The organism is Pseudomonas frederiksbergensis, assembly GCF_003732665.1.
Lineage (GTDB): Bacteria > Pseudomonadota > Gammaproteobacteria > Pseudomonadales > Pseudomonadaceae > Aquipseudomonas > Aquipseudomonas frederiksbergensis_G.
The window spans coordinates 50,236-68,900 of record NZ_MOBP01000020.1 but is presented as its reverse complement, the minus strand read 5'-3'; the positions used below and the strand labels follow the sequence as shown (position 1 = coordinate 68,900).

The window sequence follows — 18,665 nt, the reverse complement described above, 5'->3', positions numbered from 1 at the left end:
CTTACAGACGCTAAAGAATCAAAACCCCTCCAACTCCGCCATCAGGTCATTCAACCGATCCACCTTCTCCTCGGTGATATCACTCGCCGCCAAGCCCTCGATGTACTGCGCCAACTCCTCCACCGAACTGCACTCGAACATCGCCCGCAGCGGCACGTTGCGTTGCAGGGCTTTTTGCACCCGCGAGGCAATCTGTGTCGCCAGCAGCGAATGCCCGCCCAGTTCGAAGAAGTTGTCGCGCACGCCGACCTGCTCGACCTTCAACACCTCGGCCCAGATATCCGCCAGGGTCTGTTCCAGTTCATTGCGCGGCGCCAGGTAGTCCTGGCTCTGCAACTGACCGATCTCCAGCGCCGGCAGGGCCTTGCGATCCAGTTTGCCGTTGGCATTGAGCGGCAATTTGTCGAGCCACAACCAGTGCAGTGGCACCATGTATTCCGGTAGCTCGGCGCGCAGGCGTTGCTTGATGCGCTCCAGTCGTTCGCTCGGGTTGAGCGCCGAATCCGCCGCCACCAGATAACCCACCAAGTGCTTGCCGTTGACGCCTTCCTGCACGCCGACCGCTGCGTCACGGACTTCCGGTTGTTCGTGCAGACGTGCCTCGATTTCCCCCAACTCGATGCGGTAGCCGCGAATCTTCACTTGATGGTCAATCCGGCCAACGTATTCCAGCACGCCGTCACTGCGCCGACGGGCCAGGTCGCCAGTGCGATACAGACGATCTCCCGGCTCACCGAACGGGTTCGGCACAAACACCTGGGCGGTGCGCAGCGGATCGCTGACGTAACCGCGACCAACACCGGTGCCGGCGACACACAACTCACCCACCGCCCCCAGCGGCACCAGTTCCAGTGCGCCATCGAGCAGGTACAAACGGTTGTTGTCGGTCGGCGTACCAATCGGCAAATAGCTGCCGCGGGTCGAGGCCATGTCGACACGGAAGAACGCCACGTCGTCCGAGCATTCGGCCGGGCCATAGGCGTTGACCAGCCCGATGTCCGGGTAGCGCAGCAGCCATTGGTGCGCCAGTTCCGGCGGCATCGCTTCACCGGTCGGCAGCATCCAGCGCAAGCCGTCGAGGCTCATACGCTCCTGGGCGAGCATGCCCTGGATCAACGACGGCACGCTTTCCAGCACGGTGATGCCCTGGCTCTGCACGTGGGCCAGCAAGCCCTGCGGATCGTGGGCGATGGTGTTCGGCACAATGTCCACCCGCGCCCCGAACAGCGGTGCGGCGAGGAACTGCCAGACCGAAATATCGAAGCTCTGCGAAGCGGTTTGCGCGATCACATCGGCGGCGCTCAGGTTCAAATACGGCACTTTGCTCAACTGGTTATTGAGCATGCCGCGCTGTTCCACCATCACGCCTTTCGGCAACCCGGTGGAACCCGAGGTGTAGATCACGTAGGCCAGGTTATCCGGGGCGCTGTAGATGCCCGGGTTTTGCACCGACGTATCACTCGCTTGCACCTCTTCCCAAACCAACAACTTCGGCCGATGGGCGCAACCGAACTCCTCCAGCAACGCCACCGCTTGTTCACGGCAAGCTTGGGTGCAAACCAGCAACGGCGTGCGGCTCAAGTCGATGATCCGGCTCAGACGCTGACTCGGCAGGCCCGGGTCCAACGGCAGGTAACCGGCGCCAGCCTTGAAGCTGCCGATGATCATACCCAGCAGATCGAGATTACGTTCCGCCAGCAACGCCACCGGTTGATCGAGCCCGACACCCGCCGCGATCAACGCATGACCGAGGCGGTTGCTGCGCTGGTTCAGATCGACGTAGCTGTGCAAGCGGTCGAGGCAACTGGCGGCGATGCGCTGCGGGTGCTGGGCGACCTGGGCTTCGAACAGCTCGACGTAGCTTTTTTCCAACGGGTAGTCGTGTTCGCTCTGATTGCAGCCATGGACCAGGAAGTCCTGCTCCTCGGCGCCCAGCAGCGGCAAGTCGGCCATGTCGCCATGGAAACCTTCGACCAAGGCCAGCAGCAAACGCTTGAACTCGCCGAGCATGCGCTCGACCGTGGATTCGTCGAAATAACGCTGGTCGTAGGACAGGTGCAACCCGAGGTCATCCCCCGGATAGCACACCGCCGTCAGCGGGAAGTTGGTGTGGGTGCGGCCCGAATCCGAGGTGGCGTTGAGGCTTTGCGCACGGTCCAGCACCGAGACTTCCACCGGGGCGTTTTCGAACACGAACAGGCTGTCGAACAACGGCTGGCCTTTGGGCAATTCGCTGTTTTCCTGAATGGTCACCAGCGGCAGGTATTCGTACTCGCGCAGCTGCATGTTGCTGTCGAGCAAACCGCTGAGCCACTGACGCACGCTGACACGCTGGTCGTCTTCGGGCATTTTCACCCGCAGCGCGATGCTGTTGATAAACAGCCCGACGGTGCGTTGCATCTCCGGCATTTCCACCGGACGCCCGGCCACCGTGACGCCAAACAGCACGTCGCGATCACCGCTCAAGCGCCGCAGCACCAGGGCCCACGCCGCTTGGGCGAAGGTGTTGATGGTCAGTTGATGGGCCTGGGCCAGTTCACGCAGTTGCGCACCGTCACGGGCATCGAGTCGGGTGTAGCGGTCGCCGACGATCATGCCGCCGCTGTCGCCCGCATGTTCGCGCAGGAACGGGCGGTCGCTCGGGATCGGCGTGGTGCGCTCGAAGCCTTGCAGGTTGGTTTTCCACCACTGCCGCGCCTCGGCCAGGCTCTGGCGTTGCAGCCAGCCAATGTAATCACGATAACGCGGCGGCACGGCCAATTGCGCGTCCCGGCCTTCGCCCAGAGCCATGTAGATTTCAAAGAAATCGTTCATCAGCAGCGAGCGGCACCAGGCATCGATCAGGATGTGGTGGTTGCTCATCATGAACCAGTAGCGCGCCGCGCCAACCTTGATCAGACGCAGGTGGAACGGCGCCTGATTGAGCAGATCGAACCCGGCTTCACGCTCGGTTTTCAGCAGCGTTTGCAGTTTCGGTTCTTGCTCGGTTTCGGCGACGGCAGTCCAATCCAGATACTCGATCGGCGTGCTGCCCGGTTTGTGGATAACCTGCAACATGTCTTCGCCGACGTTCCAGCAGAACGAGGCGCGCAAGGCTTCATGACGGGCGATCACCGCTTGCCAGGCCTGGGCAAAACGCTCGGGGTCGAGTTCGCTGTTGATGCGGTAGCGATCCTGCATGTAGTAGAGGCCGGTGCCCGGTTCCAGCAAGGTGTGCAGCAGCATGCCTTCCTGCATCGGGGTCAGCGGGTAGACGTCTTCGATCACGGCGGCCGGGATCGGCAGTGCGTCGAGTTGCGGCTGAGTGAGCTTGGCCAACGGGAAGTCCGAAGGTGTCAGGCCTCCAGCGTCGTCTTGCAGGCAGTGCTCGATCAGGCTTTGCAGCTCGCCCAGGTAGGCGTCCGCCAAGTCGCTGATGGTCTGCGGCTCGTAGCGTTCGGCGCTGAAGGTCCAGCGCAGCACCAGTTCGCCGCCGTAGACCTGACTGTCGACGCTCAGCTCATTCGGCAGCGGCGCATGGGGATCGTGGGCCGCATCGACCGGTTCATCGAGGGGCCGGAACAACGCGTCCGCGCCGAAGCTCTGGTCGAACTGGCCGAGGTAGTTAAAGGTGATCGGCGCCACCGGCAACGCGGCCATGGTCTGGCGACACAGGTCATCGGCGAGGTAGCGCAACACGCCATAACCCAAACCTTTGTGCGGCACGGCGCGCAGTTGTTCCTTGATCGCTTTGATCGAGGCGCCCTGCTCCGCCGCTGGCACCAGGCGCAGCGGATAAGCGCTGGTGAACCACCCCACGGTGCGGGTCAGGTCGATCTCGTCGAACAGGGTTTCGCGGCCGTGGCCTTCGAGTTGAATCAACGCCGATTCGTGGCCGCTCCAGCGGCACATCACGCGGGCCAGCGCAGTCAGCAGCAGGTCGTTGACCTGGGTGCGATACGCGCTCGGCGCCTGTTGCAGCAATTGCCGGGTGCGCTCGGCATCCAGGCGTACGCTGACGGTTTGCGCATGCCGATTCTGCTGCCCACCTTGCGGACGATCACACGGCAAATCGGCGCTTGACCCGGCCAGTTGCGACTGCCACCAGTCCAGCTCTTCGCGCAGGGATTCGCTGCCGGCATAGGCTTGCAAACGTGCGGTCCAGTCCTTGAAGGCGCTGGTTTTGGCCGGCAGCTTCACCGATTGCTCGGCATCCAGTTGACGGTAGACCGTTTGCAGATCGTCCAGCAGCACCCGCCAGGAAACCCCGTCCACCACCAAGTGGTGAATGGCGATGAACAAGCGTTGCTGACCTTCCGGACCATCGACCAGCAGCGCACGGATCAACGGGCCTTGTTCGAGGTCGAGACTGCGTTGGGCATCGGCGAACAGCGCAGTGCACTTGTCCATGGACGCAACGCGCACCTGCCACAGCACCGGGGTGTCGTTGATCGCCTGGTGCTCGGCGTGCCATTGCGCCTCGGTTTGAGTGAAGCGCAGGCGCAAGGCGTCGTGCTGCTCGATCACCGCCAGCAGCGCTTGCTCCAGGCGATGGGGGTCCAGCGCAACAGTCGGCTCCAACAGCAACGCCTGGTTCCAGTGCTGACGCTCAGGAATGTCGGTGTCGAAGAACCAGTGCTGGATCGGTGTCAAACCCGACTCGCCAACCAGCAGACCTTGCTCGGCGCTGACCTGCTCGGTGCGGGTCGCGACAGCGGCGAGGGTCTGCACGGTCTGGTGCTGGAACAGGTCGCGAGGGCTGAAGTGAATGCCCTGCTGCCGTGCGCGGCTGACCACCTGGATCGACAGAATCGAATCGCCGCCCAGCTCGAAGAAGTTGTCGTTGAGGCCGACTTGAGCGACGTTCAGCACTTCGCACCAGATGCCAGCCAGGGTCAGCTCCAGTTCATTGCTCGGCGCCACGTAGTGCTGGCGGTTCAGTTCCGGGTCCGGCGCCGGCAGTGCGCGGCGGTCGAGTTTGCCGTTGGCGGTCAGCGGCATGCTGGCCAGCAGGATCAGGTGCGTCGGCACCATGTAGTCCGGCAGTTGGGATTTGAGGTGAGCCTTCAGGGCTTCGCGCAGGGCGGATTGCTGTGCTTCGTCCTGTTCGGCGACGTCGGTAACGAGGTAGCCGACCAGTTGTTTACCGCTCGGCGCATCCAGCGCCAGCACCACCGCTTCACGGATGGATTTGTGTTCAAGCAGACGGGTTTCGATCTCACCCAACTCGATGCGGAAACCACGGATTTTCACTTGATGGTCGATGCGCCCAAGGTATTCCACCAAACCATCGGCGCGCTGACGCACCAGGTCGCCGGTCCGGTAGATACGCCCGCCATTGCTGGCAAACGGATCCGCCACAAAGCGCTCCGCCGTCATCCCCGCCCGCTCGTGATAACCCTGGGCCAGGCCGGCGCCGCCGACGTACAACTCGCCGGTCGCGCCTTGGGGCACCAACGCCAGATCGGCGTCGAGGATGTAGGCCACGCGGGCGCCGATCACGCTGCCTATCGGCACGCTGCCCAGGCCTTCATCCAACACTTCCGGCGCCAGACTGGCCAGCGGCATGACCACGGTTTCGGTCGGGCCGTAGGCGTTAAAGAACAGGCTCGGTGTGAACGCTGCGCGAATCCGCGACAGGTGTTCGCCGGTCAGGGCTTCGCCGCCGGTAATGATCATGCGCACCGGCAGGGTTTCGCCCTGGGTCGCCAGCCACTGCGCCAACTGGCTGCCGTAGCTCGGAGTGAAGCCGAGGATGTTGATCTGATGCTGGCGAATCAGGTCGCAGATTTCTTCAGCGTCCCACTGCCCTTGAGCACGCAACACCACCTGCGCACCACTCAACAGCGGCACCAGCAAACGTTCGGTGGCGGCGTCGAAGTTGATCGAATAGAAGTGCAGTTCGCAGTCGTCGGGACGCATGCCGAAGCGCTCGATCACAGCCTGGCAATGCATGGCGATTTCGCCGTGGGACACCACCACGCCTTTCGGTTTGCCGGTGGAGCCAGAGGTGTAAATCAGGTACGCCTGATGCTGCGGCAGGCTGATAAACGGCAGCTCGGTGGCCGGGTAGTTGGCCAGTTCGGCGGCATCGTCTTCCAGGCACCAGCGGGCCACGGTCGCGGGCAATTCACCGAGGGCGTTGAACATGGCTTTGTCACTGAGCAGCAGACCGATGCCGCTGTCTTCGATCATGTAATGCAGGCGATCGAGCGGGTATTCCGGGTCCAGCGGCACGTAAGCGCCACCGGCCTTGAGGATCGCCAGCAGGCCGATGACCATTTCCAGCGAACGTTCCAGCGCCAGACCAACGCGGACCTGTGGGCCGACACCACGCTCGCGCAGCATCCAGGCCAGGCGATTGGCGCGGCTGTCGAGTTCGGCGTAGCTCAGGGTTTGACCGGCAAAGGTCAGGGCTGGCGCATCTTTGCGGGCCAGGGCTTGCTCGCTGAACAGGTGATGGATGCACTGGTCCAGACGATGTTCGCCCGGTTCGATGCCGAGGCTGTCCAGCAGGTTTTGCTGTTCCGAGGTTTCGAGCAACGGCAAGTCGCTGAGGCGTTGTTGCGGATCGGCGAGCAGCGCTTCCAACAGGTTGCGCCAGTGCCCAGCCATCCGTGCAATGCGCGGTTCATCGAACAGGTCGGTGCTGTAAGTCAGGCAGCAACCCAGGCGATGGTCGAGGTCGGTGACTTCCAGGTTGAGGTCAAACTTGGTCGCCCGAGCATCGTTGGCCAGGTACTCGACGGTCATGCCGGCCAGGGTGCGGCTCTGCTGGAATTCCCAGCGCTGCACGTTGCACATCACTTGGAACAACGGGTTGTACGCAGCGCTGCGCGGTGGCTGCAAGGCTTCCACCAAATGATCGAATGGCAAGTCCTGATGGGACTGACCCTCGATCACAGTGTGACGAACCTGCTCGAACAATTCGCCGACGGACATTTGCCCGTCGAGCTGGCAACGCAACACCTGGGTGTTGAGGAACGCGCCGATCAGCCCTTCGCTTTCCGGGCGAATACGGTTGGCCACCGGTGCGCCGATGCGCAGGTCAGTCTGGCCGCTGTAGCGGTAAAGCAGCACGGCCAGGGCGGCGGTCATGGTCATGAACAGGGTCAGGCCGTTTTGCGCGTTGAAGGCGCGAACCCGTGCCGCGAGGTCGTCGCTGAGGTCGAAACGGAACAGCTCGCCCTGGTGGCTTTGCACCGGCGGACGCGGACGGTCGCCGGGCAATTCCAGCAACGGATGTTCGCGGCCCAGTTGCGCGGTCCAGTAGTCGAGCTGACGTTGACGCTCGCCGGACTCCAGCCACTGGCGCTGCCAGACGCTGTAATCCAGGTACTGCACCGGCAGCGCTTCCAGCGGCGATTCGCGGTCATCGACGAAGGCTTCGTAGAGCGCGCTCAGTTCCCGGGCGAAGATGTCCATCGCCCAGCCTTCGGTGACGATGTGGTGCAGGGTCAGCACCAGGTAGTGTTCCTGCTCGGCGGTCTTGACCAGGCAGGCGCGCAGCAGCGGACCGGTTTCCAGATTGAACGGGGTGTGGGCTTCGCTATCCGCCAGGGCCTGGACCCGTTGCTCGCGCAATTCGACGTCGAGCGCCGAGAAATCCTTCCAGTCCATGCGCATGCCGGTATCCGCATGCACCTGTTGCCGGGCCACGCCATCGATGCTTGGGAACGTGGTGCGCAGGGTTTCGTGGCGGATGATCAACGCTTGCAGCGCCGCTTCGAAACGCCCGACATCCAGCACCCCGCGCAGCCGCGCCATGCCACCGACGTTGTAGGCCGGGCTGTCCGGCTCCATCTGCCAGAGGAACCACATCCGTTGTTGGGAATAGGACAGCGGCACCGGTTGGCTGCGGTCGACCTTCTCGATGGGTGGCTGCTGGTTGGTTTTGCCGCTGGCCTGGATAAAGCGCACCTGTTCGGCGAACGCCCCCAGCTCACTGTTTTCGAACAACGCACGCAGGGGCAATTCGACGTCACAGGCCTGACGGGTGCGGGAGATGATTTGTGTCGCCAGCAGCGAATGGCCGCCGAGGGCGAAGAAGTCATCGCGCAGACCGATTTGCTTGAGGCCCAGCACTTCACGCCAGATACCGGCGATTTGCTGCTCAAGGGCGGTGACCGGTTCGACATGTTCGCGAACCTGCCATTGCGGTTCCGGCAAGGCACGGCGGTCGAGTTTGCCGCTTGGGCTGAGGGGCATTTCATCCAGACGCATCAACTGCGCCGGGACCATGTATTCCGGCAGCTCGGCGGCCAGCGCGGCTTTCAGACGTTGGGTTTGAACATCAATGTCTTCGGAAGAATCGGTTGAGGTGTAGTAACCGATCAACTGACCGCCAGCGGCCGTTTCGCGCACCAGCACCACGGCTTGGGCAACGCCGTCCTGGGCCAGCAGACGCGCTTCGATTTCTTCCGGCTCCACCCGGAAGCCACGCAACTTGACCTGCTGATCGAGGCGTCCGAGGTATTCGATCACGCCATCTGCGGTCCAGCGTGCACGGTCGCCGGTGCGGTACAGCCGCGCGCCGTTCTCGCCCAGTGGATCGACGACAAAGCGTTCGGCGGTCAGGCCCGGACGACCCAAGTAGCCTCGCGCCAGACCAATGCCGCTGATGCACAGCTCACCCGGCACACCGGCCGGCACCGGGTTAAGGTCGCTGTCGAGCACGCGGCAAACCACGTTGCCCAGCGGCCGGCCAATCGGCGAACGCTCGCCATCAGCCATCGTGCAATGCCAATGGGTGACGTTGATCGCGGTTTCCGTCGGGCCGTAGCGGTTGTGCAGTTGCACGGCGGGCAGTTGCTCCAGCACGCGGTTGCGCAACTCGGCGGGCAAGGCTTCACCACCGGAGAACACCCGGCGCAGGCTGGTGCAATCGCTGGTCAGCGGTTCTTCGATAAACAGCGCCAACAGTGGCGGGACGAAGTGCAGTGTGGTCACGCCGTATTGCTGAACCAGTTGCGCAATGCGATGGGGATCGCGGTGTTCGCCGGGACCGGCAATCAGCAGGCGCGCTCCAGTGATCAGCGGCCAGAAGCATTCCCACACCGACACGTCGAAACTGATCGGCGCTTTTTGCATCAGCACGTCGGTTTCGTCCAGGCGATAGGTGTTCTGCATCCATTGCAAACGTTCGGCGAGGGCGGCGTGGGTGTTGCCGACGCCTTTCGGTTGGCCGGTGGAACCCGAGGTGTAAATCACGTAGGCCAGGTTGTCGCCATGCAGGTGCAGACCGGGTGCCTGGCTCGGCCAGTTTTCCAGGTGCAAGGCGTCCATGGCGATCACGCTGACGCCGTCGCTGGTCGGCAAGCGGTCGAGCAATTCGGTTTGGGTCAGGAGTAATTCGACGCCACTGTCGCTGAGCATGTGGGCCAGGCGTTCGGCCGGGTAATCCGGGTCCAGCGGCACGTAGGCACCACCGGCCTTGATGATCGCCAGCAAGCCGATCAACAGTTGCGGCGAACGTTCGGCGGCGATGGCCACGCACACATCCGGGCCGACGCCCTTGTCGCGCAGGTAATGGGCCAGGCGATTGGATTGGGTGTGCAGTTCGGCGAAATCGAGTTGGCCACCGTCCCAGATCAGCGCGGTGCGCTCCGGGGTCAGGCGCAGTTGTTCATTGAGTAATTCCGGCAACCATTGGCTGGCCGGTGTGCATGGGGCGGTGCTCCATGAGGCTTGTTGATCGTGCTCACCCGAGGTTAACAGTTGCAGATCGCCGATGGCCTGCTGTGGCTGCTCGCAGACTTCGCGCAACAGGTTGGTGAAGTGCTCGGCCAGACGCTCGATGGTGGTGACGTCGAACAACTCGTTGGCGTAGTCGAAGGACAGGCTCAAGCGTCCGTTGCGGTCTTCTTCGCTGTGCAATTGCAGGTCGAACTTGGCCTCGCGGCTGTGCCACGGCAGCTCTTCGGCGAGCAGCCCCGGCAAGCGGCGCAGGGCGCTCAAGTCCCGCTGCTGGTGGTTGAACATGACCTGGAACAAACCCGACTCGCGAGCTTGCGGGAAGGCTTCCAGCAGTTGCTCGAACGGCAGGTCCTGATGGGCCTGGGCGCCCAACGCAGCCTGACGGGTTTGCGCCAGCAGCTCAACGAACGGCAGGCGCGAATCAACGTCGGCACGCAGCACTTGGGTGTTGATGAAGAAGCCGATCAGCCCCTGGGTTTCCAGGCGTGGACGGTTGGCGTTCGGCACGCCGATGCGGATATCGCGCTGGCCGCTGTAGCGGTGCAGCAGGCTCTGGAACGCGGTCAGCAACAGCATGAACGGCGTCGCTTCATGGGCCTGGGCGGTCTGGCGGATGGCCTCACTGAGGCTCACGCCCAGACGCACAGTGTGGCGGGCAGCGCTGTGGACGTGATGTGCCGAGCGCGGATGATCAGTAGCCAGGCTCAGCACCGGATGCTCATCGCCCAACTGGTTTTTCCAATAGGCCAGTTGCCGCTCGCCCTCGCCTTGGGCCAGCCATTGACGCTGCCAGCTACCGTAATCGGCGTACTGGGTCGGCAATGCCGCGAGCGTGGCTTTCTGGCCTTGGGAAGCGGCGGCGTACAGGCGCGAAAACTCGTCGATCAGCACGTTCAGCGACCAGCCGTCGGCGATGATGTGGTGCATCGTCACCAGCAGTTGATGGTCCTCGTCGTCGAGGCGCACCAGGGTCACCCACAGCAGCGGACCTTTCTCCAGATCGAACTGGGTGTGGGCTTCGTCCTCGCGGATTTGTTGCGCGCGGACTTCACGTTTGTCGACGGGCAAGTCACTGATGTCGATCAGTTGCAGATTGAATTCACCCGCAGCATCGACCCGTTGCAGGGCCACGCCGTCACGTTCGAAGAACCGCGTGCGCAGGGATTCGTGGCGCTCGATCAACTGTTGGAAACTGGCGCGCAACGCGTCTTCGTCCAGCTCACCGCGCAAGCGCAGGGCGCCGGGAATGTTGTAGGCGCTGCTCTGGGGGTCGAGTTGCCAAGTGATCCACAGACGGTTTTGTGCCAGGGATTGCGGCATCGCTTCAATGCGCGACAGCGCGGTGATCGTGCCTTGGGCAAGACCGCCGTCGTGTTGCTGTTGCGCCACAGCGGCGGCAAATGCGCCCAACGTCGGCGCTTCGAACAGCAGGCGCAGGTTCAGCTCCAGACCGAGTTCTTCACGCAACCGCGCGACCACTTGGGTGGCGGCGATGGAGTTGCCGCCGAGCAGGAAGAAGTGATCGTCGGCGTTGACCTGTTTGACGTTGAGCTGTTCGCACCAGATGTTGGCGATCAGGGTTTGCAGTTCGGAAGCGGATGGCGTGGCGGTTGCCTTTTCGGCGTCTGCCGAAGGAAACAACGCGTAGCTGTCGAGGCTGCCGTCCGCCAGGCGATTGCGGCACGCCGAACGTTGCAGTTTGCCGCTGGAGGTCTTCGGCAATGCGCCGGGATTGAGCAACACCACCACGCTCGGCCCTTCCTGATACGCCTCGGCCACGGCTTGGCGGATGGCTTTGATCAGCGCGTCGGGCGGCAGGATTTTCTGCACGCTGCGGCTGATTTCCGCGGCGATACCAATGCCTTCCTGGCCATCGATATTGACCGCGAACGCCGCGACGCGACCCTTGCGCACCACTTCCACTTCACGCTCGACGGTTTGCTCGATGTCCTGCGGATAGAGGTTGTGGCCGCGCACGATCAGCATGTCTTTCAGGCGCCCGGTGATGAAAAATTCACCGTCACGCTTGAAGCCCAGGTCACCGGTGCGCAGCCAGGTGCGGCCGGCGTGCTGGACAAAAGTCTTGGCGCTCGCCTCGGGGTTGCGCCAGTAGCCGTGGGCGATGCTCGGCCCGCTGGCCCAGACTTCGCCGACGGTGTTGTCAGCCAGTTCGGTGAGCGCGAGCGGATCGACGATCAGCACGGCGTGATCCGGCTGACTGATGCCGCAACTCATGATCGCCGCGCCCTCGCCCGCTTCGGCGCGGTTTTGCGCCAGGGCCTGGTCGTTCACTTTCAGATTGCCGATGCCTTGGCCACGAGGCGTGCCGGCGACGAACAGCGTGGCTTCCGCCAGACCGTAAGACGCCATGAAACTGTCCGGGGTAAAGCCGCAGCTTGCGAACTTTTCGGCGAAACGTTCGAGGGTGTCGAGGCGAATCGGCTCGGAGCCGGAATACGCCACGCGCCAGCCGCTCAAGTCGAGGCGTTCCAGCGCCGATTCACTGACCCTTTCGCTGCACAGTCGATAAGCGAAGTCCGGCCCGCCGCTGATGGTGCCGCCGTATTCGCTGATCGCTTCGAGCCAGCGCAACGGCCGGCCAAGGAAATACGCCGGCGACATCAACACACACGGCACACCGCTGAAAATCGGCTGCAACAGACCGCCGATCAGGCCCATGTCGTGGTACAGCGGCAACCAGCTGACGATCACGTCGTCCGGGTTCAGGTCGATGCCGAAGCCGTGACGGATCAGCAGCTCATTGGCCACCAGGTTGCCGTGGCTGACTTGCACGCCTTTGGGCAACGCGGTGGAGCCGGAGGTGTATTGCAGGAAGGCGATGTGGTCGTGTTCAAGGTTCGGCAAGACCCAATGCTCGGCCATCGAGTGGTCGAGGGTATCGACACACAGCAACGGCGGTGCGCCTTGGATTTGCTGCAAGGCGTCGCGCAGGCCGGCGCTGGTCAGCAACAGACGTGGTTCGGCGTCGCTGATGATCGACAGCAAGCGTTCCTGGTGGTGACGCTTGGTCGATTCCGGCGGGTAAGCCGGCACCGCGATCACGCCCGCATACAGGCAACCAAAGAACGCCGCGACGTAATCCGGGCCGCTGGGAAACAGCAACACTGCGCGATCACCGAAGCCGGCCTGAGCCTGCAACGCCCCAGCGATGGTTCGTGCGCGCTGATCCAGTTCGCGATAACTGAGCACCACCGTCTGATCCGCGGTTTCGGCGAGAAAACGCAAAGCCACTCGATCCGGCGTCAGGGCCGCACGGCGCTGGAGGGCTTGGACCAGTGTGCTGGGGAGTTCGAACGCGTCGGTCATGAGGTTTCCTGCCTGAATTCGGCTTGCAAGTTGGAATCGGTTTTCGTACGTCACGCTCATTCAAATGGCGTGCAGGGCGCGGTCTTCGCCGACCGCGCAAGGCTTGGGAATGCGGTTATGGCCGGAGCGTGTCCGGAACCATTCACCAATGAGAACGATTGATGTCTTGAAATAATTAGTCCGCAGGCTTCAACCCCAACAGGGACGGGCGCGACAGCGTGTCGCAGTTCGCACTCTGCACTTTTGTGGCGCATTAATTCTCTTTCTCAATTGACAATCATTATCATTCAACATAATTTGTCGTTCGATGTGTAGGACGGCTGCGAACCCTTCGTCGTCCCGCAACCCTATTTGCAGCAAGGTGATTTCCATGACGGAACAAGTATCCACAAGCAGGTGCGATTCACCGCTACTTCAGGCCTTTGTCGACAACCGACTGATTCTGGTCAAAATTGCAGCCCGCATTACTGGCTGCCGGTCGCGGGCTGAGGACGTGGTGCAAGATGCGTTCTTCCGGCTGCAATCGGCGCCGCAGATCACCTCTTCATTCAAGGCTCAGCTCAGCTACCTGTTCCAGATCGTGCGCAACCTGGCAATCGATCACTACCGCAAACAGGCACTGGAGCAGAAGTATTCGGGTCCGGAAGAAGAAGGTCTTAACGTGGTGATCCAGGGCGCATCGCCGGAAACCTCGCACATCAACTTCTCGACCCTGGAACACATCGCCGACGCGCTGACCGAGCTGCCCAGCCGCACGCGCTACGCCTTCGAGATGTACCGCCTGCACGGCGTGCCGCAAAAGGACATCGCCAAGGAACTCGGCGTCTCGCCGACCCTGGTGAACTTCATGATTCGCGATGCGTTGGTGCACTGCCGCAAGGTGTCGGGCAGTCGGGCGGATACCTTCGCTCGGCGCTAAGAGCTTCGCGGGCAAGCCTCGCTCCTACAGGTTTAGCGTCGAACCACAATGGCAGGGATGGCGCAAAACCTGTAGGAGCGAGGCTTGCCCGCGAAGGCTGACTCAAGATCGATGCAAACCTTGAGTCATACCCCATCAAGCCAATTTGCACCGATCAAAAAACCGCTCCCGCCCCAACACCATCAACGCCGCGCGCTTGTGCGGGAAGTCGAACTCTTTTTCGCAGTGAAAACACTGGTTGTGCATGTGCCCGATCATCTTCGCGTTGTCGGCGCGAGGCTCGGCAACCACGCGTTGGGTGCGCGGATCATCCAGGAACAGGTAATGCACCAGCGCCGACAGCCAGCTCGCGACTTTGTGCGGGCCGCGATGCGCCTCTTCGCCCACCAGCATATGAATGCCACGGTCGTAATCGCCGGCGTCGTAGAACGGCGCGATGCGATCTTCCTTGGCCCAATACGCCTCAAAGTACGCAAACGGCTGATCATCGAAGCAACCGATCAGGGTCAGGGTGTGCGGATCGGTGTCGAGTTTGCTCAGGTATTCCCGATGCTTCTCGAGACTGCCCTCCTCCTGCCAGAAACTGGCGACCCGGGGGCTGTTCTGCCAGCGATTGAAGCGCGGCAAATCCTGTTCGATTTCCACCGTACGCAAGGACACCCACGCACCGAGGCGCGCATCGAAACGGCGATAGACTTCGCCGCGCGGTTTGGCCGGGCGCAACGGATGACGCTTGCCAGCGCTGATGACCATTTGCTGCGGATAGCTGCCGGTCAGCGACGTCCCCAGCCACGGTTGCGGCAATTGCCAGAACAGCGTGCGTTCGCAGCGGTACTCGCCGACGGTTTCGGTCGGGATCAACAAACCGCTGAGCAAGGCTTCGGTGGGCGCCTCGCCCAGGCGCCAGGTCAGGCGCTGGCAGGCGGGGTCGCGGGCAAACAGCCAATAGCAAGCCGCCCAGAACGCCTGACCGGCGGGCAGGCCGAAGCGCTCCTCGACCTCGATATGCAACTGCGGCTCGCGGCTCAGGCGCAAACGGATCAGCGGCTGCCCTTCGAGGCTGAGGCTCAGGCGGCTTTCGGTTTCATCGGCTACAAGACTGCGCCCTGACGGCAAGGCCAGGGCAGTCAGGTCATTCAGATTGGACATGGGTCGGGCTCACAGTAATCGTCGACAGTTCAACGATGTGACGTGAGCCGGGCCAGGAAATTTAAGCGAAGGGGTTAAATCCGCGAACTGCGGCAGGTGTTCAGGGCTTGGGCACTGGCACCACGGCGATCTTGTACGGCTCGAAAATCTTCAGCATCTGGCCGTTGTCGCGCAAACCTTGCAGCAACTTGCTGAACGCCGGGCCACTGATCGGCGCGGCGGGGCTGAGCAGTGCGTAGTGGTGGTAGACCTGATCGATGCGCTGGGACACCAGCAGCTCATCGGCGACTTTCTCGTTGCGCAGCAGGTAATCGCTCAAGTAGGAGCGCGTGACCAGGGCAATGTCCGCACGGTCACGCAGCACCATCAGCAAGTTGCTGTCATGGGAATAGGTCAACGTGGCGTTGAAATTCTGCGCGAGGAATTTCGGGTCGGCGTTGAAGTTGGCGAATTCGTAGTGGTAGCCACTGAACAGGGCCAGGCGCTTGCCCGCGAGATCGGCAAAGTAGCTTTGCTGGCGGTCGGGTTTGCGTTGGGCGACAAAAATCTCGGCGTCTTCCAGGCCCATGTCGACGGTGGTGTGGGGAATTTCCTTCCAACCCCAGTCCGGGTTCTCGAAGATCGCCATGTCCACCCGGCCTTGCTTGAAATCACCGAAACGGCGCGGGATCGAAGTGGGCACCAGCACGAATTCGTAATCGGTTTGCAATTGATTCAGCGCTTCGACCAATTGCGGCAACAGACCGGTGTCGGCGCCGGACTCGGGGCGCACCGTGTAAGGCGGGAAATGCGCGGCACCGACCCGAACCTGTTGCGCCGCCTGGGACGGCAACACCCATAGCACCGCAAGCGCCGCCAGCAAAAGCCGCGAGACCGTCCAACTTGGCGAAGACATCAAAACAACCCACTCCCCGAAAAAATACGCATCAATGCATTCAAGCTAGGCGGTTTCGCCTACTTAGCCAGTTTCTTGTCCAGATAGGCGCTTCACGACTTCTCTTCAAGCACCAGAATCAACGCCTCTTCGGCCAATTGCTCAAGGCTCATGCTGCCGCCAGCGCGAAACCAGGTGGTGGTCCAGGACAAGGCACCCGTGAGGAAACGCCGGGTAATAAATACATCACCGCGGATAAAACCGGCCTCCTTGGCCTCACCCAGCACCTTCAACCAGATGTCTTCATAGATGTCCCGCAGGGCCAGCACCTTGACTTGCCCGTCATCAGACAGCGAACGCCATTCGTAGACCAGCACCGCCATTGCTTCGCCGCTGCCGCCCATGATCGACTGCAATTCGCAGCGGATCAGCGCCAGCACCCGTTCGCGCACGCTACCAGCCTCGGTCAGCGCGGCGCGCATCAATGCGGTGTTGTAACGGATGGTTTCTTCCATCACGGCGCGCAGGATCTCGTCCTTGCTTTTGAAGTGATGAAAAATACTGCCCGACTGAATGCCCACCGCGCCGGCCAGGTCGCGCACGGTGGTGCGTTCATAGCCTTTGTTGCGGAACAAGTGAGCCGCCACTTGCAGCAGTTTGCCACGGGCACTGTCCGGGTCGGTCAATTGGCCGTTATCGACCAATTCGCGCATCACCCTCAGGGCTTTTTGCTCGTCCACCCGTTCTCTCCTACAGTCGATCAATCAAATGCGCCGCTCGCCGCCAAAACAACGGGGTTGCGCGGGCAATTTAAGCTGGCCGGGGCGACCAAGCAAGCGCTTGGGGCGAAGATATTTCAGGCGTTTACAAACCAAGCGCTTGCTTGGTAGTCTCGGGGCACTTCTGTCGGAGCTGAGCATGGAGTTGACTGTGCCAAAAACAATCCGCATCGGTTGCGCCAGTGCCTTCTGGGGCGACACCTGCACCGCCGCCGCGCAGTTGGTGCAGGGCGGGCACCTGGACTATCTGGTGTTCGATTACCTGGCCGAGATCACAATGTCGATCATGGCCGGCGCCCGGATGAAAGATCCCCAGGCCGGCTACGCCAGCGACTTCATCGAAGTCCTCAGTCCCCTGCTGCCACAACTCGCCGAACAGAAGATCCGCGTCATCAGCAACGCCGGCGGCGTCAACCCGCACGCCTGCGCCACTGCCCTGCAAGCGGCGTGCGACAAGGCCGGGGTGGCGCTGAAGATTGCCGTGTTGCTGGGGGATGACCTGCAACCGCAGTTCAAACAACTCGCCAGCCAGGGCCTCCACGAAATGTTCAGCGGCACGCCCTTGCCGCCGATATGCGTGTCCACCAATGCTTATCTCGGCGCGCCGGGCATCGTCGAAGCCCTGCGCCTGGGAGCGGACATCGTGATCACCGGGCGGGTGGTCGACAGCGCCGTGGTCAGCGCCGCGCTGGTGCACGAGTTCGGCTGGTCGTGGCAGGACTATGACAAACTGGCCCAGGCCGCGCTGGCCGGGCACATCATCGAATGTGGCGCCCAGTGCACCGGCGGCAATTTCACCGATTGGCGCGAGGTGCCCGACTACGAGCACATCGGTTTTCCCATCGTCGAAGTCAGCGCCGACAGTCAGTTCATCGTCAGCAAACCCGAAGGCTCCGGCGGACTGGTCACGCCCCTGACAGTCGGCGAGCAGATGCTTTATGAAATCGGCGACCCCCGGGCCTATTTGCTGCCGGATGTGGTCTGCGATTTCAGCCAGGTCAAACTTCAGCAACAGGGTAAGCATGCGGTGCAGGTCCACGGCGCCAAAGGCTTGCCGCCGACCGATCAGTACAAGGTCAGCGCCACTTACCCCGACGGTTTCCGCTGCACCGCCAGTTGCCTGATCACCGGCATCGACGCGGTGGACAAGGCCCGGCGCGTCAGCGAAGCGATCATCAACAAGACCTCGGAAATCTTCAGCCAGCGCGGCTGGGCACCCTACAGCGAAGTGAACATCGAACTGCTCGGCAGCGAGGCCACCTACGGTCCCCACGGCCAGCGCCAGGACAGCCGCGAGGTGGTGATCAAACTCGCGGTGCGCCACCCGAGCAAACAGGCGTTGATCGTGTTCTCCCGGGAAATCGCCCAGGCCGCCACCGGCATGGCGCCGGGGCTGACCGGGATCGTCGGCGGCCGGCCGACGGTGTATCCGCTGATCCGGCTGTTCTCGTTCCTGATCGACAAAACCACCTGCACGCTGGAAATTGAGCTGAACGGCCAGCGTCATCCCTGCACCCTGCCCACCCTCGATGCACTCGACCCCGCTGATTTGCCCGTGCCGTTCGATCCACCCAAACCCGCCGAGCGGGCCGATGCCAGCGTGGCTCTGATCAAACTCGCGGTGGCGCGCTCCGGCGACAAGGGCAATCACAGCAACATCGGGGTCATGGCGCGGGAGCCGCAGTTCCTGCCGTGGATCGCCGAAGCGCTGACGCCGGAGGTGATCGTCGACTGGATGAGCCACGTGCTTGACCCGGTTCGCGGCCGTGTCGAGCGCTGGTATTTGCCCGGCACCCACAGCTTGAACTTCCTGCTGGAAAACGCCCTTGGCGGTGGCGGCGTGGCCAGCCTGCGGATCGACCCGCAAGGCAAGGCCTTCGCCCAGCAACTGCTGGAGATCCAGATTCCGGTGCCCCAGCGCATCGCCGACCAGGTCAACTAG

Annotated in this window: 6 protein-coding genes; 2 read left to right on the top strand and 4 right to left on the bottom strand. The window is 62.4% G+C overall.

The annotated features are described in order from the left end of the window. Positions 1 to 18: 18 nt before the first annotated feature. Positions 19 to 13,002 carry a non-ribosomal peptide synthetase gene (locus BK665_RS26495; protein WP_123409493.1) on the bottom strand — a complete coding sequence of 4,328 codons (12,984 nt, stop codon included), beginning with the start codon at positions 13,000 to 13,002 and terminating at the stop codon, positions 19 to 21. 370 nt (positions 13,003 to 13,372) lie between these two features. Between BK665_RS26495 and BK665_RS26490 the strand changes: the two genes are divergently transcribed. After that, a complete protein-coding gene (locus BK665_RS26490; RefSeq protein ID WP_054614033.1) occupies positions 13,373 to 13,921 on the top strand; it encodes an RNA polymerase factor sigma-70 in 549 nt (182 codons plus the stop codon). 135 nt (positions 13,922 to 14,056) lie between these two features. Here BK665_RS26490 and BK665_RS26485 read toward each other — a convergent pair whose 3' ends face one another. The 3 genes from BK665_RS26485 to BK665_RS26475 all read right to left on the bottom strand — a co-directional run bounded on the left by BK665_RS26485 (position 14,057) and on the right by BK665_RS26475 (position 16,684). Then, a complete protein-coding gene (locus BK665_RS26485) occupies positions 14,057 to 15,070 on the bottom strand; it encodes a GNAT family N-acetyltransferase (RefSeq protein ID WP_123409492.1) in 1,014 nt (337 codons plus the stop codon). A gap of 100 nt (positions 15,071 to 15,170) precedes the next feature. After that, positions 15,171 to 15,965, bottom strand: coding sequence for a substrate-binding periplasmic protein (locus BK665_RS26480; protein ID WP_185076651.1), 795 nt, complete (start codon positions 15,963 to 15,965; stop codon positions 15,171 to 15,173). A 92-nt stretch (positions 15,966 to 16,057) separates the two neighbouring features. Beyond that, positions 16,058 to 16,684, bottom strand: coding sequence for a TetR/AcrR family transcriptional regulator (locus BK665_RS26475; protein ID WP_123409490.1), 627 nt, complete (start codon positions 16,682 to 16,684; stop codon positions 16,058 to 16,060). 190 nt (positions 16,685 to 16,874) lie between these two features. Here BK665_RS26475 and BK665_RS26470 point away from each other — a divergent pair, with 190 nt between their 5' ends. Continuing rightward, positions 16,875 to 18,665 (top strand): acyclic terpene utilization AtuA family protein, encoded by a 1,791-nt coding sequence (locus BK665_RS26470; RefSeq protein WP_185076649.1) that lies wholly within the window; start codon positions 16,875 to 16,877, stop codon positions 18,663 to 18,665.

What these genes read in the sequence shown, in the direction of transcription:
- BK665_RS26495 (WP_123409493.1), bottom strand. Translation starts at nt 13,002, where the DNA reads ATGACCGACGCGTTCGAACTCCCCAGCACACTGGTCCAAGCCCTCCAG.
- BK665_RS26490 (WP_054614033.1), top strand. Translation starts at nt 13,373, where the DNA reads ATGACGGAACAAGTATCCACAAGCAGGTGCGATTCACCGCTACTTCAG.
- BK665_RS26485 (WP_123409492.1), bottom strand. Translation starts at nt 15,070, where the DNA reads ATGTCCAATCTGAATGACCTGACTGCCCTGGCCTTGCCGTCAGGGCGC.
- BK665_RS26480 (WP_185076651.1), bottom strand. Translation starts at nt 15,965, where the DNA reads ATGTCTTCGCCAAGTTGGACGGTCTCGCGGCTTTTGCTGGCGGCGCTT.